Origin of the sequence: Pseudomonas sp. SED1, from assembly GCF_034044025.1 — a bacterium.
Taxonomy (GTDB): Bacteria; Pseudomonadota; Gammaproteobacteria; order Pseudomonadales; family Pseudomonadaceae; genus Aquipseudomonas.
Map to the genome: position 1 here is coordinate 39,031 of NZ_JAXCIS010000007.1, position 18,580 is coordinate 57,610.

The following is an 18,580-nucleotide window of genomic DNA, read 5'->3' on the forward strand; positions in this document are numbered from 1 at the left end:
CGATGTTTGGTAAATTAAGTTGGGATGCGGTCCCGTTCCACGAGCCGATCGTGATGGTGACCATCGCCATGATCGCGCTGGGTGGTCTGGCACTGTTTGCAGGTATCACTTACTTCAAGAAGTGGACCTACCTGTGGACCGAGTGGCTGACTTCGGTCGACCACAAGAAAATCGGTGTCATGTACGTCATCGTTGCCATGGTCATGCTGCTGCGTGGTTTTGCCGACGCCATCATGATGCGTACCCAGTTGGCCATGGCCACCGAGGGTTCGCCTGGCTACCTGCCCCCTGAACACTATGACCAGATCTTCACCGCTCACGGTGTGATCATGATCATCTTCATGGCGATGCCTTTCTTCACCGGCCTGATGAACCTTGCCTTGCCGCTGCAGATCGGTGCGCGTGACGTTGCGTTCCCGTTCCTGAACTCCCTGAGCTTCTGGCTGCTGGTGTCCGGCGTAGTGCTGATCAACCTGTCCCTGGGCGTCGGCGAATTCGCCAAGACCGGTTGGGTTGCGTATCCGCCGTTGTCGGGCCTGGCCTACAGTCCGGGCGTGGGTGTGGATTACTACATCTGGGCGCTACAGTTATCAGGACTCGGGACGACACTGACGGGGGTCAACTTCCTGGCCACCGTCTTGAAAATGCGCGCCCCTGGCATGAAGCTGATGGACATGCCGATCTTCACCTGGACCTGCACCTGGGCCAACGTACTGATCGTTGCATCGTTCCCGATCCTGGCTGCAACCATGGCGTTGCTGTCGCTTGACCGTTACCTGGATTTCCACATTTTCACCAATGAACTTGGTGGCAATCCAATGATGTACGTGAACCTGTTCTGGGCATGGGGTCACCCTGAGGTGTACATCCTGATCCTGCCAGCGTTCGGTATCTTCTCTGAAGTGATCTCGACCTTCTCGGGCAAGCGCCTGTTCGGTCACCACTCGATGATCTACGCCTCGGGCGCGATCTCGGTACTGGGCTTCATGGTTTGGCTGCACCACTTTTTCACCATGGGTTCGGGGGCCAGCGTCAACGCGTTCTTCGGACTGGCGACGATGCTGATTTCTATCCCGACGGGGGTGAAGCTATTTAACTGGCTATTCACCATCTATCACGGTCGTCTGCGTATCACCAGCCAGGTTCTGTGGACCCTGGGCTTCATGGTGACCTTCGCGATCGGCGGCATGACCGGCGTACTGCTGGCCATCCCGGGTGCTGACTTCGTACTGCACAACAGCCTGTTCGTAATTGCTCACTTCCATAACGTGATCATCGGCGGCGCAGTATTCGGCTACATCGCAGGTTTCAGCTTCTACTTCCCGAAAGCGTTCGGCTTCAAGCTGCACGAAGGCTGGGGCAAGGCTGCATTCTGGTTCTGGATCTCGGGCTTCTTCGTCGCATTCATGCCGCTCTATGCTCTGGGCTTCATGGGCATGACCCGTCGTCTGAACGCCACCACCAACCCTGAGTGGGTACCGTACCTGTACGTTGCCATGTTCGGTGCGGTGATGATCGCTGTCGGTATCGCCTGCCAGTTGATTCAGCTGTATGTCAGCGTGCGTGATCGCAAGCAGAACATGTGCGAATCCGGCGACCCATGGAATGCTCACACCCTGGAATGGTCGACCTCGTCGCCACCGCCGTTCTACAACTTTGCCGTACTGCCGAAGGCCGACAGCATCGATCCGTTCACTGAAGCCAAGGAAGACGGTACTGCGTACCAGAAGCCTGCGCGTTACGAACCGATCCACATGCCTAACAACACCGCTACCGGCGTTGTGATGGGCGCGCTGTTGACCGTGTTCGGTTTCGCGATGATCTGGCACATCTGGTGGCTGGCCATCGTCAGCCTGGTGGGCACCATCGGCTACTTCATCGTTCACGCTGCCCGTGATGACCAAGGCTACATGGTGCCGGTCGACGTGATCGAACGCATCGAAGCCGAGCAACACGCTCGCCTGGTTGCCGAGAAGAAGATCCCGGCCAACCGTGTTGAAACCTCGTTGGAACAGGCTTAAACCATGTCGAACTTAGTGACCAATGCTGGACACGCCCATGTCGATGACCATGGGCACGATGACCATCACCACGACTCGGGGCCAATGACCGTCTTCGGTTTCTGGCTCTACCTGATGACCGACTGCATCTTGTTTGCGTCGATCTTCGCGGTGTACGCGGTACTGGTAAACAACGTAGCGGGTGGCCCGTCGGGCCACGACATCTTCGAACTGCCCTACGTGCTCGGCGAAACCGCCTTGCTGTTGTTCAGCTCGATCACCTACGGCTTCGCCATGCTGGCCTTCTACAAGGGCAGCAAGAAAGGCGTCCTGAGCTGGTTGGCACTGACCTTCCTGTTCGGCCTGGGCTTCATCGGCATGGAGGTCAACGAGTTCCACCTGCTGATCTCCGAAGGTTACGGCCCGCACCGTAGCGGCTTCCTGTCGGCGTTCTTCACGCTGGTAGGGACCCACGGCCTGCACGTGACTGCCGGTCTGATCTGGATGGCGACCATGATGTATCAGGTCAACAAGCATGGCCTGACCAACACCAACAAGACTCGCCTGAGCTGCCTGAGCCTGTTCTGGCACTTCCTGGACGTGGTCTGGATCTGCGTCTTCACCGTTGTCTACCTGATGGGGACTCTGTAATGGCTAATGCACATTCCCATGACAGCCACGATGACAGCCACGGCAGCGTCAAGTCGTACGCCATCGGCTTCATCCTGTCGGTCATCCTGACGCTGATCCCGTTCGGCCTGGTGATGTACCCGACCTTGCCGAAGTCGATCACCTTGATGATCGTCCTGGCGTTCGCGGTGATTCAGGTTCTGGTTCACCTGGTGTACTTCCTGCACCTGGACCGCTCGAAGGCTCAGCGCGATAACGTGATTGCGTTCGTGTTCGCAGGTTTGGTGATCCTCCTGCTGGTTGGCCTGTCGGTATGGATCATGTTCAGCATCCATACGTTCATGATGGCGAAGTGAGGTAAGACCCGATGTCGCTTAAGCACTTTATCCAAATCACCAAACCGGGGATCATTTTCGGTAACGTGCTTTCTGTGGCAGGCGGTTTCTTCCTGGCCTCCAAGGGGCATGTCGATCTGGCCATTTTCCTGGCAGCGATGATCGGCACGTCCCTGGTGGTAGCTTCCGGTTGTGTATTCAACAACTGCATCGACCGCGATATCGACATCAAGATGGAACGCACCAAGAATCGTGTGCTGGTCCAGGGCCTTATCTCCCTGAAGCTGGCACTGATCTTCGCGACCGTTTTGGGTATCGCCGGCGTGGTGTTGTTGTACAAGGTGGCCAACCCGCTGGCGGCGCTGTTTGCCGTGATCGGTTTTGTCATCTACGTCGGCTTCTACAGCCTGTACCTCAAGCGCAAGTCGGTTCACGGCACGCTGGTGGGCAGTCTGTCGGGGGCGATGCCGCCGGTGATTGGTTATGTGGCTGTGACCAATAGCTTCGACATGGCCGCGCTGGTGCTACTGGTGATGTTCAGCCTGTGGCAGATGCCGCACTCCTATGCCATCGCGATCTTCCGCTTCAATGACTACCTGGCTGCCTCGATTCCGGTTCTGCCGGTCAAGCGTGGCATCAAGGTCGCCAAGAAACACATCCTGCTCTACATCCTGGCCTTCCTCGTGGCGACCTTGATGTTGACCTTCAGTGGCTACGCCGGCATGAGCTACCTCGCCGTTGCCGCCGCCATGGGCATGTACTGGTTGTACATGGCCTGGACCGGCTACAAGGCGGTGGATGACACCGTCTGGGCACGCAAGCTGTTCGTCTTCTCGATCTTCACCATCACCGCCTTGAGCGTGATGATGTCCCTGGATTTCCAGGTGCCGAAAGAGTTGCTGCTGACGTACGCCCACTGAGTGGATGAAGTAGAAAAAGCCCCGCCTTCGTGAGAAGCGCGGGGCTTTTTTGTAGGCGCGAGCTTGCTCGCGAAAAACCAGAAGGCGCCGCGTTAAACCAGATACGCTGCGTTATCATTGACGTTTTTCGCGAGCAAGAACTAGGCGTCCCCCTTGCTCCTACACATGTGATAAATGCAGGAAGCAGAATGATGAAGAAAAAAGCCGTTATCGTATTCAGTGGTGGGCAGGACTCGACAACCTGCCTGATCCAGGCACTGCCGCTGTATGACGAGGTGCACTGCATTACCTTCGATTATGGCCAGCGGCATGTGGCGGAAATCGAAGTCGCACAGAAGCTCGCAAAACAGCTGGGTGCCACCGTTCACAAGGTGATGGATGTCTCGTTGTTGAACGAGCTGGCCATCAGCAGCCTGACCCGCGACAACATCCCGGTACCTACGGTGAACAGCTCAGGCGAGAGTTTGCCGAGCACCTTCGTGCCGGGCAGGAACATTCTGTTCTTAACCTTGGCGGCGATCTACGCCTATCAGGTCAAGGCGGAAACCGTGATCACCGGCGTGTGTGAAACCGACTTCTCCGGCTATCCCGATTGCCGTGACGAGTTCGTCAAGGCACTGAATAAAGCGTTGCAGCTGGGCATGGAATACGACGTGCGCCTGGAAACCCCGCTGATGTGGCTGAACAAGGCCGAGACCTGGGCCCTGGCGGACCATCACAACCAGCTGGACTTGATCCGCAACCAGACCCTGACCTGCTACAACGGCATTATCGGCACGGGCTGTGGCAACTGCGACGCGTGCAACCTTCGCGCACGTGGTCTGAACGACTACCTGGAGAACAAGGCAGCCGTCATGCAGAGCCTGAAAAGCAAACTGGCGTGATGTTGATCGTTCCCGCGCTCCGCGTGGGAATGCATCCCGTGACGCTCCGCGTCACAAAGGCGGACGCGGAGCGTCCAAAGTGGCATTCCCACGCAGAGCGTGGGAACGATCATCAGCTGGCGTGTGGTTGGGTCTGGGTATCGCCCGTGATGTAGCGCTTGAACAGCGAGCGGGCGCCATAGGCCGGCAGGATGTTGATGAAGGCAAAGCAGACCTTGATCGCGATCTGCACGTAGATCATGTTCAGGATGTCGCTGGTCTGCATGGCGCCGTAGAACGCGATGAAGCAGAACAGGAAACTGTCGATAATCACCGCGAAGAACGTACTCAGGAAAATGCGCAGGAACAGGTACTTGGAGTTGGTCAGCTCTTTGATCTTGCACAGCAAGTACGAGTTGATGTTCTCCGACACCAGAAACGAAACCGAGGAGGCGATCAGCACCGACGACACCTGGATGATCACGTCGTTATACGGCCCATCGAGTTTCCAGCCTGGCAAGCCGGGGAGGAAGGTCGAGCCGTAGAGCAGGATGATGATCATCGCGTTACTGGCAAACGCAAACAGGATGGCCCTTCTCGCCAGCCGGAGGCCGAATTGTTCGTTGAGCAAGTCCACGATCAGAAACGTCAGCGGGTAGAGAAACGTGCCGGGTGTGACGATGATGCCCAGCGATTCCAGGTAAATAGGTTTGGTCGCTGCAATGCTGGTGAAGATATAGAACGTAAAGAGCAGCAGGTTCAGGATGATATAAATCATCCATGAGTTCTCGTTGCGGTCGTTGATGTCGTACGCGGTGAGCGCTCCGCCTTGCGAATAGAACTTCTTGTACATGTTCTTGACTTCCATTTTATTTAAATTGTCCATGATTTCGCTGTTCAGCACTTCGCTCAGCTTTATCCGAATGATCTTGCCCGTGGCGATCACCATGATCACCGCCAGGCTCTTGTCATTCTCAAAACCCAGTAATTTATATTTACTGTTCTCGACTTCGTTCTCATACGTTGTCATTGAAGCGCTCCTCGATGATATCTCCCACCACACAGATACGATCCGAGCTGATACACGCTTCATCCGTGATAAATAGTTTTTTGCTGACTCTGTCGTAGACCAACTTTTCCTTGTCGTCGCTCGACGTGCCTTTCTGCACGATCAACAAATCCCCCGGCTCGTTGACGCCGGCAATTTCATGCTCCAGCAGCACAGCGATCAAGTTATAGGAAGTGCCGAAGTAGTAAGTCAGCGGGTACAGCGTGGCCAGTTCGCCAATGCGCTTGTCCATGCTTGCCATGACCTGGCTTTGCTTGATGATCGGCACGGCGGCGGGGTTCATATTTCCCTGGGGGGAAATACTGCTGTCGATGATCTCTTTTTCTTCAAAGTCGAGGGTCTCGATTTCTTCATAGGACACGCCGAAGAAATCCGAGATCTTGCGGACGGTGGACTGCTGAACGTTGACGACCTTGCCTTCCAGAATGTTGTAGATCGTGGTTCTGGTCAGGCCGGCCGAGTTGCACAACGACAGCTGCGTTTCTCCGCGGCTTTTGATCAGGTATTTGATATTGCTCTTCAAATACTCGGTGCGTTCTTTTCTGTGAATCAAATGCCCACCACTTCCTTATGTTTTACACAGAGCGTCCATGTTGCGCTGGGTCGCGTGCTTCGCCGCGGCGCGAAGTGTTGCATGCGCCCGCTACAAGAATAAAGACCGTGATCAGTTTTTTGGCTATTGGCCATCATCCAGCCAGGAAATACCGCCTCTTGTCCCCCTGCGTGCAGCCAAAAAGAATCATTTAATTTGGAAAATGTTCATTTTTCTGCTTAATTGCCCTGCGCTGAATGGAAAGGCGAAGTCGATTTTCAGGGAAGGAACCCAAGACTATGACAGTCAACACGCAACCACTTACCCACCAGGCCGGCCTGCTGCAACGAGGGCTGGCGGATCTACGTGCAGAGGACGCGGAGCTGGCGGGGCTGCTGGATGCGGAAGTCATGCGCCAACACCAAACCTTGTCATTGGCCGCTTCGTCCTGTGCAGTGAAACCGCACATCCTGGCGGCGTCCGCCTCACTGCTGGTCAATGTGACCGCCGAGGGCGCCCTTGGCTGGCGCCATCACGCCGGGTGCGAGAACGCCGACCGGGTCGAAGCCCTGGCTGTCCGCCGAGCGTGTGAGCTGTTCGGTGCGCACTACGCCGGCGTGCAATCACACTCGGGGTCGACTGCGATCTACCAGGTGCTGGCGGCCTTGCTGGAGCCGGGAGACACGGTGCTCGGCATGGCCACCGATCACGGCGGGCACCTGAGCCATGGCAGCCCTGTCGCGTTCACCGGGGCGTACTACAAGGCGCTCAGATACGGCACCACCTCCAAAGGCGTTATCGACTACGAACAGGTGCGCACACTGGCGCTGGCCCATCGCCCGCGCGTGATCATCTGCGGGGCGACGGCTTACTCGCACGTCATCGATTTCGAGCGGTTCCGCGGGATTGCCGACGAAGCCGGGGCGATCCTGCTGGCGGACATTTCGAGCATCGCCGGCCTGGTCGCTACCGGGCGTCATCCGAGCCCGATCGACGCGGCTCATGTCACCACGCTGTGCACCCACCAGCAGCTTGGCGGCCCTCGCGGCGGTCTGATTCTTTCCGGTCGCGACGCTGAAACCAAGGTCCCCGGCCTTAAAGCCACCTTCAGTCGTCTCCTCGACCAAGCCGTATTTCCACGAATGCAGGGCGCACCGGCCTTCAACATGATCGCGGCAAAGGCAGCGGCGTTCGGCTACGCCATGTCAGCGGATTTCGACGCCTGGATGGCGCGGGTGCGCACGACTGCCGACGAACTGGCCAATGCGTTTCAGGCCTGCGACTACGAGGTGGTGGGCGGACGCAGTGAAAATCACTCGGTGCTGATCCGCTTGCGTGGTGGCATCACCGGCTCCATCGCCCAGGCGGCCCTGGAGCAGTGCGGCATCATCGTGGATAAACATCGCGCACCGGGGGAGACGCGACCGTCATTCGTCGCTGGCGGGTTGTGTATCGGCACCGGCTCAATGGCGCAACGCTACATCGACGCTCCCGGATGCCGTCAGGTCGTCGAGCTGGTGTGCCGGGTACTCGATGCCGTCACGCCCCTCAACGAGCACAAGTTCACCCTTGATCCCAATGCTCAGGAATCCCTGCGTTTGCAGGCCCAAACCTTGTGCGCGAAGTATCCTCTCGCGGATTACCTGCACAACTGAGCGAATATCCGAGGGGATGTTTCATATTATTGCGGGATAAATTGCTGTACGGTGTTTAAGCGGCTGTTATAGACGGTCGCGTTATTGCTCATATCCATAATTAACAAGCTGCATGACAGCTTGGCGTTCTCCTGGCAGTTATAAAAAGGGCTCTTAAAGTCCGTTCAACCTCCGTGAACGAAGTACTCAGCCTTTTGCAGTGAAGTCGAACTTGGCCTCTGCGCCGATAGTTGTTCGACTCATGAGGAGATACCCCGTGATAACCCGAAGAAAACTCCTGTATTCAGGCGCAGCCTTGACCGGTGCCGGCCTGTTTGCCCCGCTGTGGGCCGGTGTTGCGTTGGCGCAGGAAGTCAGCAGTGCCGCCAGCGACGACATCGAATCCTTCCGCCAATTGTCGATGTTCCTCCTCGAACGCCCGAGCCTGGATGCCGCCTTGTCCTTGCGCATCCTGGCCCAGTGCACCCAGAACGACCCCGAGTTCCCCGAGAAGATGAAAGCTTTGTGGGGGAAGGTTGGCCAGCATCACCTGCGCAGCGTCGGCCAGTTGTCCGGCAGCCCGTTCTACCGCGACCCGGTGATCAAGGATACGACGCAGAAAATCGTTTCGGCCTGGTACCTGGGCTACACCGGCACGCCGGTGTCCCTGCGCGCCACCGACGGCACGCGGCTGGTGACCTTCACCGGCGCGCTGGCCTACCAGCCGACCGCGGACGCCACGGTGATCCCGACGTACTCCCGGGGAAAAACCAATTACTGGGTTAATCCCCCGGCCACGCTGGCCAACGACTAAGACAAGGCACTTATATGAATCAGGATTTTGACGCCGATGTCATTGTGGTTGGCTCCGGCGCATTAGGCAGTAACGCAGCATTTGAATTGGCCAAACTCGGCAAGTCGGTGATTATTCTGGAAGCGGGTGAACATATTCCCCGCTGGAAGATAGTCGAGAACTTCCGTAATTCGTCGAACAAGGGCAATTACAACTCACCGTATCCGAATGAGCCGTGGGCCCATCATTCTTATGATGAGAAATACATCGAGAACACCGGTTCTTTCGAGTTTCGCCCCGGCATGTTGAAACTGGTGGGCGGCACTACCTGGCACTGGGCGGCGGCGTGCTGGCGTTACTTGCCCAACGATATGAAGCTCAAGACGCTCTACGGCGTAGGTCGTGACTGGCCGCTGGAATACAGCGAACTGGAACCCTATTACGTACGTGCGGAAATTGCCCTGGGCGTGTGCGGCAGTGACACCCAGGACCAGAGCGGGCAGGGCGGCGGCGCTTTCCCGCCGCGCTCAAGCCCCTATCCGATGGCGCCTGAAGGCGATACCTACCTGTTCCAGCGCCTGCGTGAACGCATGGCCCCGGCCGGTTATCACTTTATCCATGAGCCCAACGGCCGTGCCACCGAACCCTACGACGGGCGCCCGGCGTGCAGCGGCAACAACAACTGCATGCCGGTCTGCCCCATCGGTGCGATGTACAGCGGCGACGTGCACGCCCGCCATGCGGAACAGGCCGGCGCCAAGCTGATCACCGACGCCACCGCCTACAAGCTGGAAAAAGGCGCGGACGACAAGATCGTCGCCATCCATTACCGCAGCTCCACCGGCGCCGATGTGCGGCTCACCGCCAAGTACTTCATCGTTGCCGCCCACGGTCTGGAAACCCCCAAGCTGCTGCTGATTTCCGAGGTGGCCAACTCCTCCGACCAGGTCGGTCGCAACCTGATGGACCACACTGGCCAAGGCCTGCAATTTATCGCCGACGAGCCGTTGTGGCCAGGACGCGGGGCGGTGCAGCAAGGCGGGATTTTCAATCGCCGCGATGGCGAGTTCCGCAAGGAACGGGCTTCGGTCAAACACTCGATTTCCAACAACGTACCGAACATTGCCGTGGCCAAGCGCCTGATCGCCCAAGGCGTGTACGGCAAGGAACTGGACGAGCGCATCCGCCACGACGCGGCGCGCTGGGTTGATGTCTCCACCGTCTACGAAACCCTGCCGCTTTCGACCAACACCGTGCGCCCGAGTCGCACGCGCAAGGACGCCCTGGGCATTCCGATGCTGGTGGTCAACTACGAGGTGGGCGATTACGTGAAGGCGGCCAAGGCCGGTGTCACCGAAGACTATGCGCACTTTGTGCAGCTGATGGGTGGCACGGTGGTGGAAGACAACACCGGCTACCAGAACCGCGACCACCTGATGGGCACCGTGATCATGGGCGCCAACCCCAAGGACTCGGTGGTTAACCACGAGTGCCGCACCCACGACCACGCCAACCTGTTCCTCGCCACCACCGGGGTGATCCCGGCTTCCGGCACCATCAACCCGACCCTGGCCGGCGTGGCGCTGAGTATCCGTATGGCCGACATCATTGCGCGGGAGGTCTAGGTCATGGGATTGCTTAAATTTCCGCTGCTGGCCTTGCTGCTCACCGCGTTGCCGGTGTTTGCCGCTGAAGATACGGATGCGCTGATCGAGAAGGGCGCCTATGTCGCCCGTGCCGGCGATTGCGAAGCCTGTCACCGCACCGCCGAGCATGGCGGCGCGCCGCTGGCCGGCGGGTATGTGATCGACTCGCCCATGGGCAAGATCATCTCCAGCAACATCACCCCGTCCAAGGCCTACGGCATCGGCGACTACACCGAGCAGCAACTGGCGGACGCCTTGCGCAAAGGCATCAACGCCAAGGGCCAGCACCTGTACCCGGCGATGCCTTACACCTCGTACCAGGGCATGAGTGATGACGACATCCACGCCTTGTACGTGTACCTGCAACAGGGCGTCAAAGCCGTGGACCAGCCGGTGCCGGAAACCCACCTGGCGTTCCCGTTCAACATCCGCCAACTGATGTTCGGCTGGAACCTGGTGTTCCTCGACAGCCAGGGTTTTGTGCCCAAGCCCGGCGCCACCGAACAGACCAGCCGCGGCCAGTACCTGGTGGACAACCTGGCCCACTGCGGCGCCTGCCACACCCCGCGTAATGCCCTGATGGCCGAGGACAACAGCCAGTACCTGGCCGGCGCCAAACTGGGGGGCTGGGTTGCGCCCAACATCACCTCCGACAAGGTCAGTGGCCTCGGCGACTGGAGCGAGGACGACCTGGTCAACTTCCTGAAAAACGGTCACCTCGCCGACAAGGCCCAAGCGGCAGGCGGTATGGCCGAAGCGGTGGAAAACAGCTTCCGTTTCCTCAGCGACAGCGACCTGCACGCCATGGCCGCCTACCTGCGCAGCGTGCCGCCGATCCGCGATCCCGGGCAGACCGAGCGGGTGGTGCGCGACGTCAAGCCGGTGGACATGAGCGCTTTGGAAACCGGCCAGGGCGATCAAGCCTCACTGGCCGATGCCACTGGCCTGGATGGCGCACGCCTCTACAACTCGGCCTGCTCCAGCTGCCACGGTCGCGATGGGCAGGGCTCGGCTGACAAGTTCTACCCGTCCCTGAGCCTCAACACCGCGCTCAACGGCAACCAGGCCAACAACCTGGTGATGGCAATCATTGCGGGCATCGACCGTAAAGGTGCCGATGGCGCAGTGAACATGCCGGCCCTGGGCGGCGACCTGAACGATGCGCAAATCGCCGCCATCGCCAACTACAGCCTGCAAACCTTCGGCAACCCGGCGCTGAGCGTCAGTTCCGAAGGAGTGACCAGCTTGCGTCGCGGTGGGGACGCGCCGTTGTTGATCACGGCGATGCCGTATTTGCTGTGGGGCGGTGGCCTGGCGTTGCTGGTGCTGATCATCGTGCTGGTGTTGTGGCGGCGTCACCACCAACACCTGCGGGCAGTGGAGGCCAAGCGGATTGCGTTGAACCGGCGTTTTCATTCCAACTAGCCAGAAACGCAAAAGCCCCGCCTTCGGTAAGAAGTGCGGGGCTTTTTGTTGGGCGGGTAAATCACCGGATGTTTTCCTCGTCATACCCAACTGTAGGAACGGGCGCGAATTCCGCACCTGAAGCTGCGAGCCGACAAGGAGAAGTCATCATGGTCAACGTGAGTCGTCGTTCCCTGATCGCACTGGGCGCGGCCTTGCCGTTGCTGGGGCGCCTGGACTGGGCTGAAGCAAGCCCCGCGGTGGCGGCGCCCGAGGTGCTGCTCAACTACAACGAAAGCCCCTACGGTCCTTCGCCGGCCGCGCGGCAGGCGATGCAGCGCGGTATTGCGGCCTCGGGGCGCTACCCTTATCCGGACATGTACGCCCTGGCCGAAGCGTTTGCCCAACAGCAAGGGATTTCGGACGAGCATGTGGCGGTGTTCGCTGGCTCCATGGCCGCGTTGCGTTACGCGGTGCTGGCGTTTACCAGCGAAACCCGCAGCCTGGTGATGGCCACGCCATCCTACGAAGTACCGCGCCAAGCCGCCGAGTCGCGTAAGGCCCCGGTGCACGAAGTAGACCTCACCGCCGACCACGCCCATGACCTCCCCGCGATGCTCGCCGTTGACCGTCAGCCTGGCCTGATCTACCTCTGCAACCCGAACAATCCCACCGGTACCCTCACACCCACCAAGGCCATCGAGCAGGCGCTGGCGAACAAACCCAAAGGCAGCATTTTGCTGGTGGACGAGGCTTACATCGAGTTCAGCGATGCCCCCAGTTGCGTGGCGTGGGTCAAGGAGCATGACGACTTGCTGGTGCTGCGTACGTTCTCGAAAATCTATGGCTTGGCCGGTGCGCGCCTGGGGCTGGCGATCGGTCATCCGGCGCTGCTGGAGCAACTGGCGGTGTTTGGTGGGGATAACGTGCCGGCGGCCGCCAGCTTGCTCGCCGGCCGCGCCAGCCTTGCGGATGCGCAACTGGTGCCGGCGCGCAAGGCGCTTAATACCAGGTTGCGGGATGAAACGGTGGCCTGGTTGAGCGCACGGGGATTCACGTGCACGGCGTCTCACAGCAACTGCTTCATGATTGATGTGGGGCGGCCGGCGGAGCAGGTCATCGAACGGTTGGGCGGGCAGGGCGTGAAGATCGGGCGGGTGTGGCAAAACTGGCCGCAGTGGGTGCGGGTCACCGTGGGGAATGCTGATGAGATGCAGCGGTTTCGCGAGGTGTTCAGTTCCTTGTAGGAGCGAGCTTGCTCGCGAAAAACTTGAGAGCGCCGCGTTAAACCAGACGCGCTGCGTTTTCGTTGACGTTTTTCGCGAGCAAGCTCGCTCCTACAGGGGGCCACCCGATTTTACTGCTGGGCGATGCTGTAGCCATCAAATGCAGTCTGCTGCTGCAGCGCAGTGATGATGCTTTTACGCGTCAGCGGCTGTTCGGCGCCCGAGTTATCCACAAAGGTTTCAACTTCCAATTCAGCCTCATCACCTTCACCGACAAAGCTGAAACCAAGGAACTCAAACGCTTCACGGTCGACGCTCGGCTTGGAACGCGGCGAACGCATCGGCAGGGTGACGCTGATGCCGTCCTTGCTGATGGCGAACACTTCCGCTTCCTTCTTCGGCCGTGAAGCCTTGCCTTTGCCGGCGCTCGGGTTGCTGATGGCCTGGTGGGTCTGGTTCAGCACCTTGAGGGCCAGGCCGTAGACCAGCTCCTGGAACTCCGGGTCGTCCTTGAAGCTGGACAGGATGCGGCTGATGGAGAACTTGGTGTTGAGGTCTTCCAGGGCGGCGTTGTCGGCGGCTTCGGCGTCCTTGAGCTGCTTGAGCTCGCCCATCAGGTCGTAGGCCTTGTCATCGTCGAAGGCATCGTGGGCCTGGCGGATGGCCACGCGCAGCTCGCGGATTTGGTCGCTTTCCTTGGAGGTGTGGAACGCGTCCAGCACCATTTCACTGATGGTCTTGGCCGCCGGCACGTGCTGTGAAAGATTGATGGCGTTTTCGTATTCAGCTTTGGACTGCAAGGCGACTACGGATTCTTCGGTACGGGAATCAGACATTGAAATTTCACTACTTCAGTAAACGGGGAGACGGGAAAAGCGTCGCGCATTTTCAGCGGGGAGGGGGATCAGGTCAAGGCAGGATCCTGACGGTAAATGGCGTCAATAGTGATAGCGACACATGAGGATCTGTATTTCACCATCCTCAATCCCGTACACCAGACGATGTTCCGCTGTGATTCGCCGGGACCAGAAACCACTGAGGTTATGTTTGAGTGGTTCTGGTTTGCCAACGCCGTCAAAAGGATCACGCTGGATCGATTTGATCAGTAAGTTGATGCGTTTGAGCCCAGCCTTGTCGTTTTGTTGAAACCAGAGGTAGTCGTCCCAGCCTTCAGGCGTAAAGAGTATTTTCATTCTTCAATCAACTGCCTCGGCTTGGCCTTTCCGGCTCGCAGGCTGTTGATCGATTTGATCAAGCGTTCCGCGTTGTTGGGAGAGCGCAGCAGATAGGCCGTCTCTTCAAGAGCGTTGAACTCTGAGAGAGAGATCATGACCACCGGTTCACCTTTTTGCCGGGTCACCAACAGAGGGGCACGATCTTCGTTTACCCGATCCATCGTGTCCGAGAGATGGGCGCGTGCATTGGTGTAGTTGATAGTTTCCATAATTGAGTCCTCGCTTAATGGCTGAAACGTACAGAAATACGTACAGGTCATCAAGGGGCATCTTACCAACGGTTGATTTAACCGAGGCGCTTGCCCATTTCGAAGGCGCGTTTTTCGTAGCCCAATTCCTCGTACAGCCGCTGCGCCGGTTCGTTGAAGGCCCAGACGGTCAGGCGCAGATCACCGGCGCCCTGGCGGATGGCCCAGCGCTCGGCGAGCGCCATCAGTTCACGGCCAATGCCCTGGCCACGCTGGGCCTCCAGCACGCAGATCGAGCCGATCCTGGCAACACGTAGCGGCTGCAACAACGGGCTGGCGGTCTCGATGATTTGCGCGGTGATAAATCCAACACCAACGCCGTGCTGCTCGGCAAGAAATACCGCCTGAACCCGGCTGGTCAGGCAGGGCCGCCAATGGGACTGGTCGCGCTCCACCTGATCGGTGGCGTCACGGTAGATATCGGGCCGCTCCTGGTGGTGCAGGCGGTTCAGCGGCTGGCCCAGCACGCACAGGGTGTGCAGGTCGTCCAGGTGGGCCTGGCGATAGGTCAATCCTTGAGACATGGCAGTCCTTCGAACGGGGCAAAAGGCGTTTTATGCCCGTTATCGGCGATCACGTAAAGGCACGGCGTTGGCCCCAAGCCCCTCGACGAAGCCGGCAATGCGCCGGCAAGCTTCCTTGAGGGTGTCATCGGCGACGGTAAACGAAACCCTTACAAACCCTTCGGCGCTGGCGCCAAAGGCCTGGGCATCAAGCACCGATACGCCGGTCTGGCGATACAGTTGCCAGGCGAATTCCCGGCCGGTGAGCCCGGTGCGGCGTACGTCCACCAGCATGAACATGCCCGCCTGGGGGATTCGGCAGTCCAGCTCGCTGATTGCACTCAACTCGTTCACCACCAGATCACGCCGGCGCCGATACACCGCGCGGGCATCGCTGACCACGGCCTCATCCAGTTCCAGTGCCTTGATCGCCGCCGCCTGGATAAACCCTGGCAGGCCATAAATCATGCACAGCAGCAAGTTTTCCAGATGGCTGATCAAGGTGGGCGGGCCCGCCACCCAGCCTACCCGCCAGCCGGTCATGGCGTGGCTTTTCGACAGGCTGTTGAGCACCACCGTCCGTTCGGCCATGCCCGGCAAAGCGCTGATGCTCAGGTGTTGATCGTCATAAATGAGCTGCCCATACACCTCATCGCAAATCACCCAAAGGTTGTGCTCGCGTGCCACTTCGGCGACGGCTTCCAGCTCTTCGCGGCAGTAGACGTTGCCGGTGGGGTTGCACGGTGTAGCGAGGGCGATGCCCCGGGTCTTGTCGGTAATCGCGGCTTGGAGCGCGGTGCGGGTCAGGCGAAAGCCGTTGGCGGCTGGTTGTTCGACGGTGGTAATGCGTGCCCCCGACGCATGGACACAGGCTTCGTAGGTCAGGTACATCGGCTCCGGCACCAGCACTTCATCGCCGTGGCTGAACAGGCACAAGCAGGCCGCGAACAGGCCATTCTGCGCGCCGGCGACCAGGGCGATATTGTCGGCGTGCACCGCAATCCCTTGCAGCAGGCTCTGCCGTGCGGCGATGGCCTCCCGCAGTTTTGGGCGGCCGAGCACATGGGTGTAGTGGGTGTCGCCAGCGCGCAGGGCGTCCACGGCGGTTTCACAGATCGCGCGGTGTGTGGCGAAGTCCGGGTCGCCGACACTGAGCACAATCACGTCTTCGCCACGCAGTTGAGCTTCGGCGGCGGCGTAGTGAATATCCCAGGCACTGACGGATTCGCCGCCAATGCGCCCCACAAAGGGTGAATAACGCATCCTTGCTCTCCTCGCCGACATCGATGCCCGCGTCAATTAGTCAATTTCAGTTCCACTGTAGAACATGCCGTCTGATCTACATCAAGGGCCACGCGCAAAAAATCCGCTACAACGAAGCTGGGGCTGACCATGCCCCGGTTATCTGCCTGATGACCCAATAAAAACGATTGCAGACCTGCGCCGAGGGGACCGCCCCAGGCCGGGTTATTAAAGGAATAGTGCGATGATTTTTCCCCTGTCACGTCTGGGCCTTGTGGGGGTGGTGCTGTGTCTGTCCCTTCCCCTGCACGCCAACGAAGCCGACCCCACGCTGATCGAACAGGGCAAATACGTTGCCCAACTGGGTGACTGCATCGCCTGCCACACCGCCAAGCAAGGCGCGCAAATGGCCGGCGGGCTTGAGTTGAGCACGCCAATGGGCACGATCTATTCGAGCAACATCACCCCGGACCGCGACACCGGCATCGGCCAGTACACCTTTGAGCAGTTCGACCGGGTGATGCGAGAAGGTGTGACGCCCGCGGGGCAGAACCTGTACCCGGCGATGCCGTACCCGTCGTACGCGAAGATGAGCGAGGTCGACATGCGCGCCTTGTTCGCTTACCTGATACAGGGCGTGGAAGCGGTGAACAAACCCAATCTGGATGCGGAGATGGGCTTCCCGTTCAACCAGCGTTGGGGCCTGGCGTTGTGGAACTTTGCGTTCCTCGACAAGCAGCCGTTTGCGCCTGACCCGGCAAAGGATGAAGTGCTTAACCGCGGCGCCTACCTGGTCCAGGGCCTGGGCCACTGCGGTTCCTGTCACACCCCGCGCGGCATTGCCTTCCAGGAAAAAGCCATGAGCGATGCGGGCCGCAGCGGTCGGCATTACCTGGCCGGGGAGACTGTCGAGCACTGGCGCGCCTTGAGCTTGCGCAACCTGTGGACGGTGGACGACACCGTGCAATTGCTCAAGACCGGGCAGAACCGCTTTGCCACGGTCTCGGGCAACATGGCCGATGTGATACATCACAGTACCCAGCATTTCACTGACGCTGACTTGACGGCCATCGCGACCTATTTGAAATCCCTGCCGCCGGGCAAGGATGACCTGCCGATGCCGGCCGTAGCCCACGAACCTGTTGCACCGCCCAAGGACCTGTTCACCAGCCGGGGTGGCCTGGGCTACATGCAGTTTTGCAGTGACTGCCACCGCAGCGACGGCGGCGGGGTGAAAGGGCTGTTTCCGCAGTTGGCCGGCAACCCGGGCGTGGCATCCAGCAACCCGACTTCACTGCTGCACATCACCCTCACGGGGTGGGAGACCGCTGAAACGGCGACTCATCCACGGGTCTACACCATGCCCGGGTTTGCCCGGTTGGCGGATCAGGAAATCGCTGAAATCCTCAGCTTTGTGCGCAGCAGCTGGGGCAACGAAGGCACGCCCATCAGCGCTACCCAAGTGAAGAAAATGCGCGGCCAGCTCAACCCGGTCACCACCGATTCGTCAGCGTTCGAAACCCCGCGCCTGGCGGAGTTGCTGGCGGCGCCGAATGCCGATCAAGTGGTGCGTGGCATGCGCCTGCACCTGCAGACCAAGGCGCTGCTGCCGAACAACGTGGGCAATGCGTTGAACTGCACCAGTTGCCATCTCAACGCAGGCACCGTGGCGGACGGTTCGCCGTTTGTGGGTGTCTCGGCGTTCTTCCCGAGCTATGCGCCGCGGGCCGGCAAGGTGGTGAGCCTGGAGGAGCGCATCAACGGCTGCTTCCGTCGCTCAATGAATGGCAAGCCACTGCCGCCGGAGTCGGCGGATATGCAGGCGATGGTGGCGTACTTCGACTGGATGAAAAACAACACCCAGCCCGAAGATAAAGTCGCCGGGCGTGGCGTGGGCAAGGTCGATCCTGCGATCAAGCCGGACATGGAGAATGGCAAGCAGGTCTATGCCAAGCAGTGCGCGGTGTGCCATGGCGACAATGGCCAAGGGTTGGCGCGAGCGGATGGCGAGTTGGTGTACCCGCCATTGTGGGGCGAGCAATCGTTCAATATCGGGGCGGGGATGGCGCGGCTGTACACGGCGGCGGCGTTCGTGAAACGCAACATGCCGATTGGCTTCCACGAGAAATTCCCGTTGGGCCAGGGTGGTTTGTCGGATCAGGAGGCAGTGGATGTGGCAGCGTACTTCTCCCAACAACCTCGTCCGGATTTCCCGGACAAGGTGAAGGATTGGCCGAAGGGGGGTAAGCCCGTGGATGCGCGGTACTAACTCCACAACCTGTTCGAAGTGGGCACAGTAA

18 protein-coding genes are annotated in these 18,580 nt (G+C 59.5%); 11 read left to right on the forward strand and 7 right to left on the reverse strand.

Annotated elements, in window-relative coordinates:
• Positions 1 to 2 precede the first annotated feature (2 nt).
• From cyoB to queC, 5 genes are all read left to right on the forward strand, one after another.
• Positions 3 to 2,021 carry a cytochrome o ubiquinol oxidase subunit I gene (cyoB, locus tag SNL23_RS01040; RefSeq protein WP_318301367.1) on the forward strand — a complete coding sequence of 673 codons (2,019 nt, stop codon included), beginning with the start codon at positions 3 to 5 and terminating at the stop codon, positions 2,019 to 2,021.
• 3 nt (positions 2,022 to 2,024) lie between these two features.
• A complete protein-coding gene (locus SNL23_RS01045; protein WP_008435616.1) occupies positions 2,025 to 2,651 on the forward strand; it encodes a cytochrome o ubiquinol oxidase subunit III in 627 nt (208 codons plus the stop codon).
• Positions 2,651 to 2,986, forward strand: coding sequence for a cytochrome o ubiquinol oxidase subunit IV (gene cyoD, locus SNL23_RS01050; protein ID WP_003216374.1), 336 nt, complete (start codon positions 2,651 to 2,653; stop codon positions 2,984 to 2,986). Before SNL23_RS01045 ends, cyoD begins: the two co-directional genes overlap by 1 nt.
• An 11-nt stretch (positions 2,987 to 2,997) precedes the next feature.
• The gene (gene cyoE, locus SNL23_RS01055; protein ID WP_017480052.1) at positions 2,998 to 3,885 is read left to right on the forward strand and encodes a heme o synthase; all 888 of its coding nucleotides are present in this window, start codon (positions 2,998 to 3,000) and stop codon (positions 3,883 to 3,885) included.
• A gap of 191 nt (positions 3,886 to 4,076) precedes the next feature.
• On the forward strand, positions 4,077 to 4,769 hold the full coding sequence (gene queC / locus SNL23_RS01060; RefSeq protein ID WP_076015658.1) for a 7-cyano-7-deazaguanine synthase QueC: 693 nt from the start codon (positions 4,077 to 4,079) through the stop codon (positions 4,767 to 4,769).
• A gap of 112 nt (positions 4,770 to 4,881) precedes the next feature.
• Here the strand turns inward: queC and SNL23_RS01065 are convergent, their stop codons facing one another.
• Positions 4,882 to 5,778: a queuosine precursor transporter gene (locus tag SNL23_RS01065; protein ID WP_076015657.1), complete on the reverse strand. Its 897-nt coding sequence runs from the start codon at positions 5,776 to 5,778 to the stop codon at positions 4,882 to 4,884.
• A complete protein-coding gene (locus tag SNL23_RS01070) occupies positions 5,765 to 6,370 on the reverse strand; it encodes a helix-turn-helix transcriptional regulator (protein WP_318301368.1) in 606 nt (201 codons plus the stop codon). The genes SNL23_RS01065 and SNL23_RS01070 overlap by 14 nt, the downstream gene beginning before the upstream one ends.
• 278 nt (positions 6,371 to 6,648) lie before the next feature.
• On the opposite strand from SNL23_RS01070, the gene glyA reads away from it, so the two are divergent.
• From glyA to ptaA, 5 genes are all read left to right on the forward strand, one after another.
• Positions 6,649 to 8,004, forward strand: a complete 1,356-nt coding sequence (glyA, locus tag SNL23_RS01075; protein WP_076015656.1) for a serine hydroxymethyltransferase — start codon at positions 6,649 to 6,651, stop codon at positions 8,002 to 8,004.
• Positions 8,005 to 8,260: 256 nt separating this feature from the next.
• Complete coding sequence (locus SNL23_RS01080) at positions 8,261 to 8,797, forward strand: sugar dehydrogenase complex small subunit (RefSeq protein WP_318301369.1); 537 nt, start codon at positions 8,261 to 8,263, stop codon at positions 8,795 to 8,797.
• Positions 8,798 to 8,811: 14 nt separating this feature from the next.
• On the forward strand, positions 8,812 to 10,401 hold the full coding sequence (locus tag SNL23_RS01085) for a GMC family oxidoreductase (RefSeq protein ID WP_318301370.1): 1,590 nt from the start codon (positions 8,812 to 8,814) through the stop codon (positions 10,399 to 10,401).
• Between the two features lie 3 nt (positions 10,402 to 10,404).
• Positions 10,405 to 11,847 (forward strand): c-type cytochrome, encoded by a 1,443-nt coding sequence (locus tag SNL23_RS01090; RefSeq protein ID WP_318301371.1) that lies wholly within the window; start codon positions 10,405 to 10,407, stop codon positions 11,845 to 11,847.
• Between the two features lie 149 nt (positions 11,848 to 11,996).
• Entirely contained in the window at positions 11,997 to 13,073 is a 1,077-nt protein-coding gene (gene ptaA / locus SNL23_RS01095; RefSeq protein ID WP_076015652.1) for a pyoverdine biosynthesis transaminase PtaA, read from the forward strand.
• Between the two features lie 110 nt (positions 13,074 to 13,183).
• Here the strand turns inward: ptaA and SNL23_RS01100 are convergent, their stop codons facing one another.
• The 5 genes from SNL23_RS01100 to SNL23_RS01120 all read right to left on the reverse strand — a co-directional run bounded on the left by SNL23_RS01100 (position 13,184) and on the right by SNL23_RS01120 (position 16,301).
• On the reverse strand, positions 13,184 to 13,888 hold the full coding sequence (locus SNL23_RS01100) for a hypothetical protein (RefSeq protein WP_076015651.1): 705 nt from the start codon (positions 13,886 to 13,888) through the stop codon (positions 13,184 to 13,186).
• A 102-nt stretch (positions 13,889 to 13,990) separates the two neighbouring features.
• Positions 13,991 to 14,245, reverse strand: a complete 255-nt coding sequence (locus SNL23_RS01105) for a Txe/YoeB family addiction module toxin (RefSeq protein WP_076015650.1) — start codon at positions 14,243 to 14,245, stop codon at positions 13,991 to 13,993.
• Entirely contained in the window at positions 14,242 to 14,496 is a 255-nt protein-coding gene (locus SNL23_RS01110) for a type II toxin-antitoxin system prevent-host-death family antitoxin (RefSeq protein ID WP_076015649.1), read from the reverse strand. The genes SNL23_RS01105 and SNL23_RS01110 overlap by 4 nt, the downstream gene beginning before the upstream one ends.
• 77 nt (positions 14,497 to 14,573) lie before the next feature.
• Positions 14,574 to 15,059, reverse strand: a complete 486-nt coding sequence (locus tag SNL23_RS01115; protein ID WP_076015648.1) for a GNAT family N-acetyltransferase — start codon at positions 15,057 to 15,059, stop codon at positions 14,574 to 14,576.
• Between the two features lie 39 nt (positions 15,060 to 15,098).
• Positions 15,099 to 16,301 (reverse strand): pyridoxal phosphate-dependent aminotransferase, encoded by a 1,203-nt coding sequence (locus SNL23_RS01120; protein ID WP_318301372.1) that lies wholly within the window; start codon positions 16,299 to 16,301, stop codon positions 15,099 to 15,101.
• 223 nt (positions 16,302 to 16,524) lie between these two features.
• Between SNL23_RS01120 and SNL23_RS01125 the strand changes: the two genes are divergently transcribed.
• Positions 16,525 to 18,549: a c-type cytochrome gene (locus SNL23_RS01125; protein ID WP_318301373.1), complete on the forward strand. Its 2,025-nt coding sequence runs from the start codon at positions 16,525 to 16,527 to the stop codon at positions 18,547 to 18,549.
• The last annotated feature ends 31 nt before the right edge of the window (positions 18,550 to 18,580 follow it).

What these genes read in the sequence shown, in the direction of transcription:
- ptaA (WP_076015652.1), top strand. Translation starts at nt 11,997, where the DNA reads ATGGTCAACGTGAGTCGTCGTTCCCTGATCGCACTGGGCGCGGCCTTG.
- SNL23_RS01115 (WP_076015648.1), bottom strand. Translation starts at nt 15,059, where the DNA reads ATGTCTCAAGGATTGACCTATCGCCAGGCCCACCTGGACGACCTGCAC.
- SNL23_RS01120 (WP_318301372.1), bottom strand. Translation starts at nt 16,301, where the DNA reads ATGCGTTATTCACCCTTTGTGGGGCGCATTGGCGGCGAATCCGTCAGT.
- SNL23_RS01090 (WP_318301371.1), top strand. Translation starts at nt 10,405, where the DNA reads ATGGGATTGCTTAAATTTCCGCTGCTGGCCTTGCTGCTCACCGCGTTG.
- glyA (WP_076015656.1), top strand. Translation starts at nt 6,649, where the DNA reads ATGACAGTCAACACGCAACCACTTACCCACCAGGCCGGCCTGCTGCAA.
- SNL23_RS01100 (WP_076015651.1), bottom strand. Translation starts at nt 13,888, where the DNA reads ATGTCTGATTCCCGTACCGAAGAATCCGTAGTCGCCTTGCAGTCCAAA.
- SNL23_RS01045 (WP_008435616.1), top strand. Translation starts at nt 2,025, where the DNA reads ATGTCGAACTTAGTGACCAATGCTGGACACGCCCATGTCGATGACCAT.
- queC (WP_076015658.1), top strand. Translation starts at nt 4,077, where the DNA reads ATGAAGAAAAAAGCCGTTATCGTATTCAGTGGTGGGCAGGACTCGACA.
- SNL23_RS01085 (WP_318301370.1), top strand. Translation starts at nt 8,812, where the DNA reads ATGAATCAGGATTTTGACGCCGATGTCATTGTGGTTGGCTCCGGCGCA.
- SNL23_RS01110 (WP_076015649.1), bottom strand. Translation starts at nt 14,496, where the DNA reads ATGGAAACTATCAACTACACCAATGCACGCGCCCATCTCTCGGACACG.
- cyoE (WP_017480052.1), top strand. Translation starts at nt 2,998, where the DNA reads ATGTCGCTTAAGCACTTTATCCAAATCACCAAACCGGGGATCATTTTC.
- cyoD (WP_003216374.1), top strand. Translation starts at nt 2,651, where the DNA reads ATGGCTAATGCACATTCCCATGACAGCCACGATGACAGCCACGGCAGC.
- SNL23_RS01065 (WP_076015657.1), bottom strand. Translation starts at nt 5,778, where the DNA reads ATGACAACGTATGAGAACGAAGTCGAGAACAGTAAATATAAATTACTG.
- SNL23_RS01125 (WP_318301373.1), top strand. Translation starts at nt 16,525, where the DNA reads ATGATTTTTCCCCTGTCACGTCTGGGCCTTGTGGGGGTGGTGCTGTGT.
- cyoB (WP_318301367.1), top strand. Translation starts at nt 3, where the DNA reads ATGTTTGGTAAATTAAGTTGGGATGCGGTCCCGTTCCACGAGCCGATC.
- SNL23_RS01105 (WP_076015650.1), bottom strand. Translation starts at nt 14,245, where the DNA reads ATGAAAATACTCTTTACGCCTGAAGGCTGGGACGACTACCTCTGGTTT.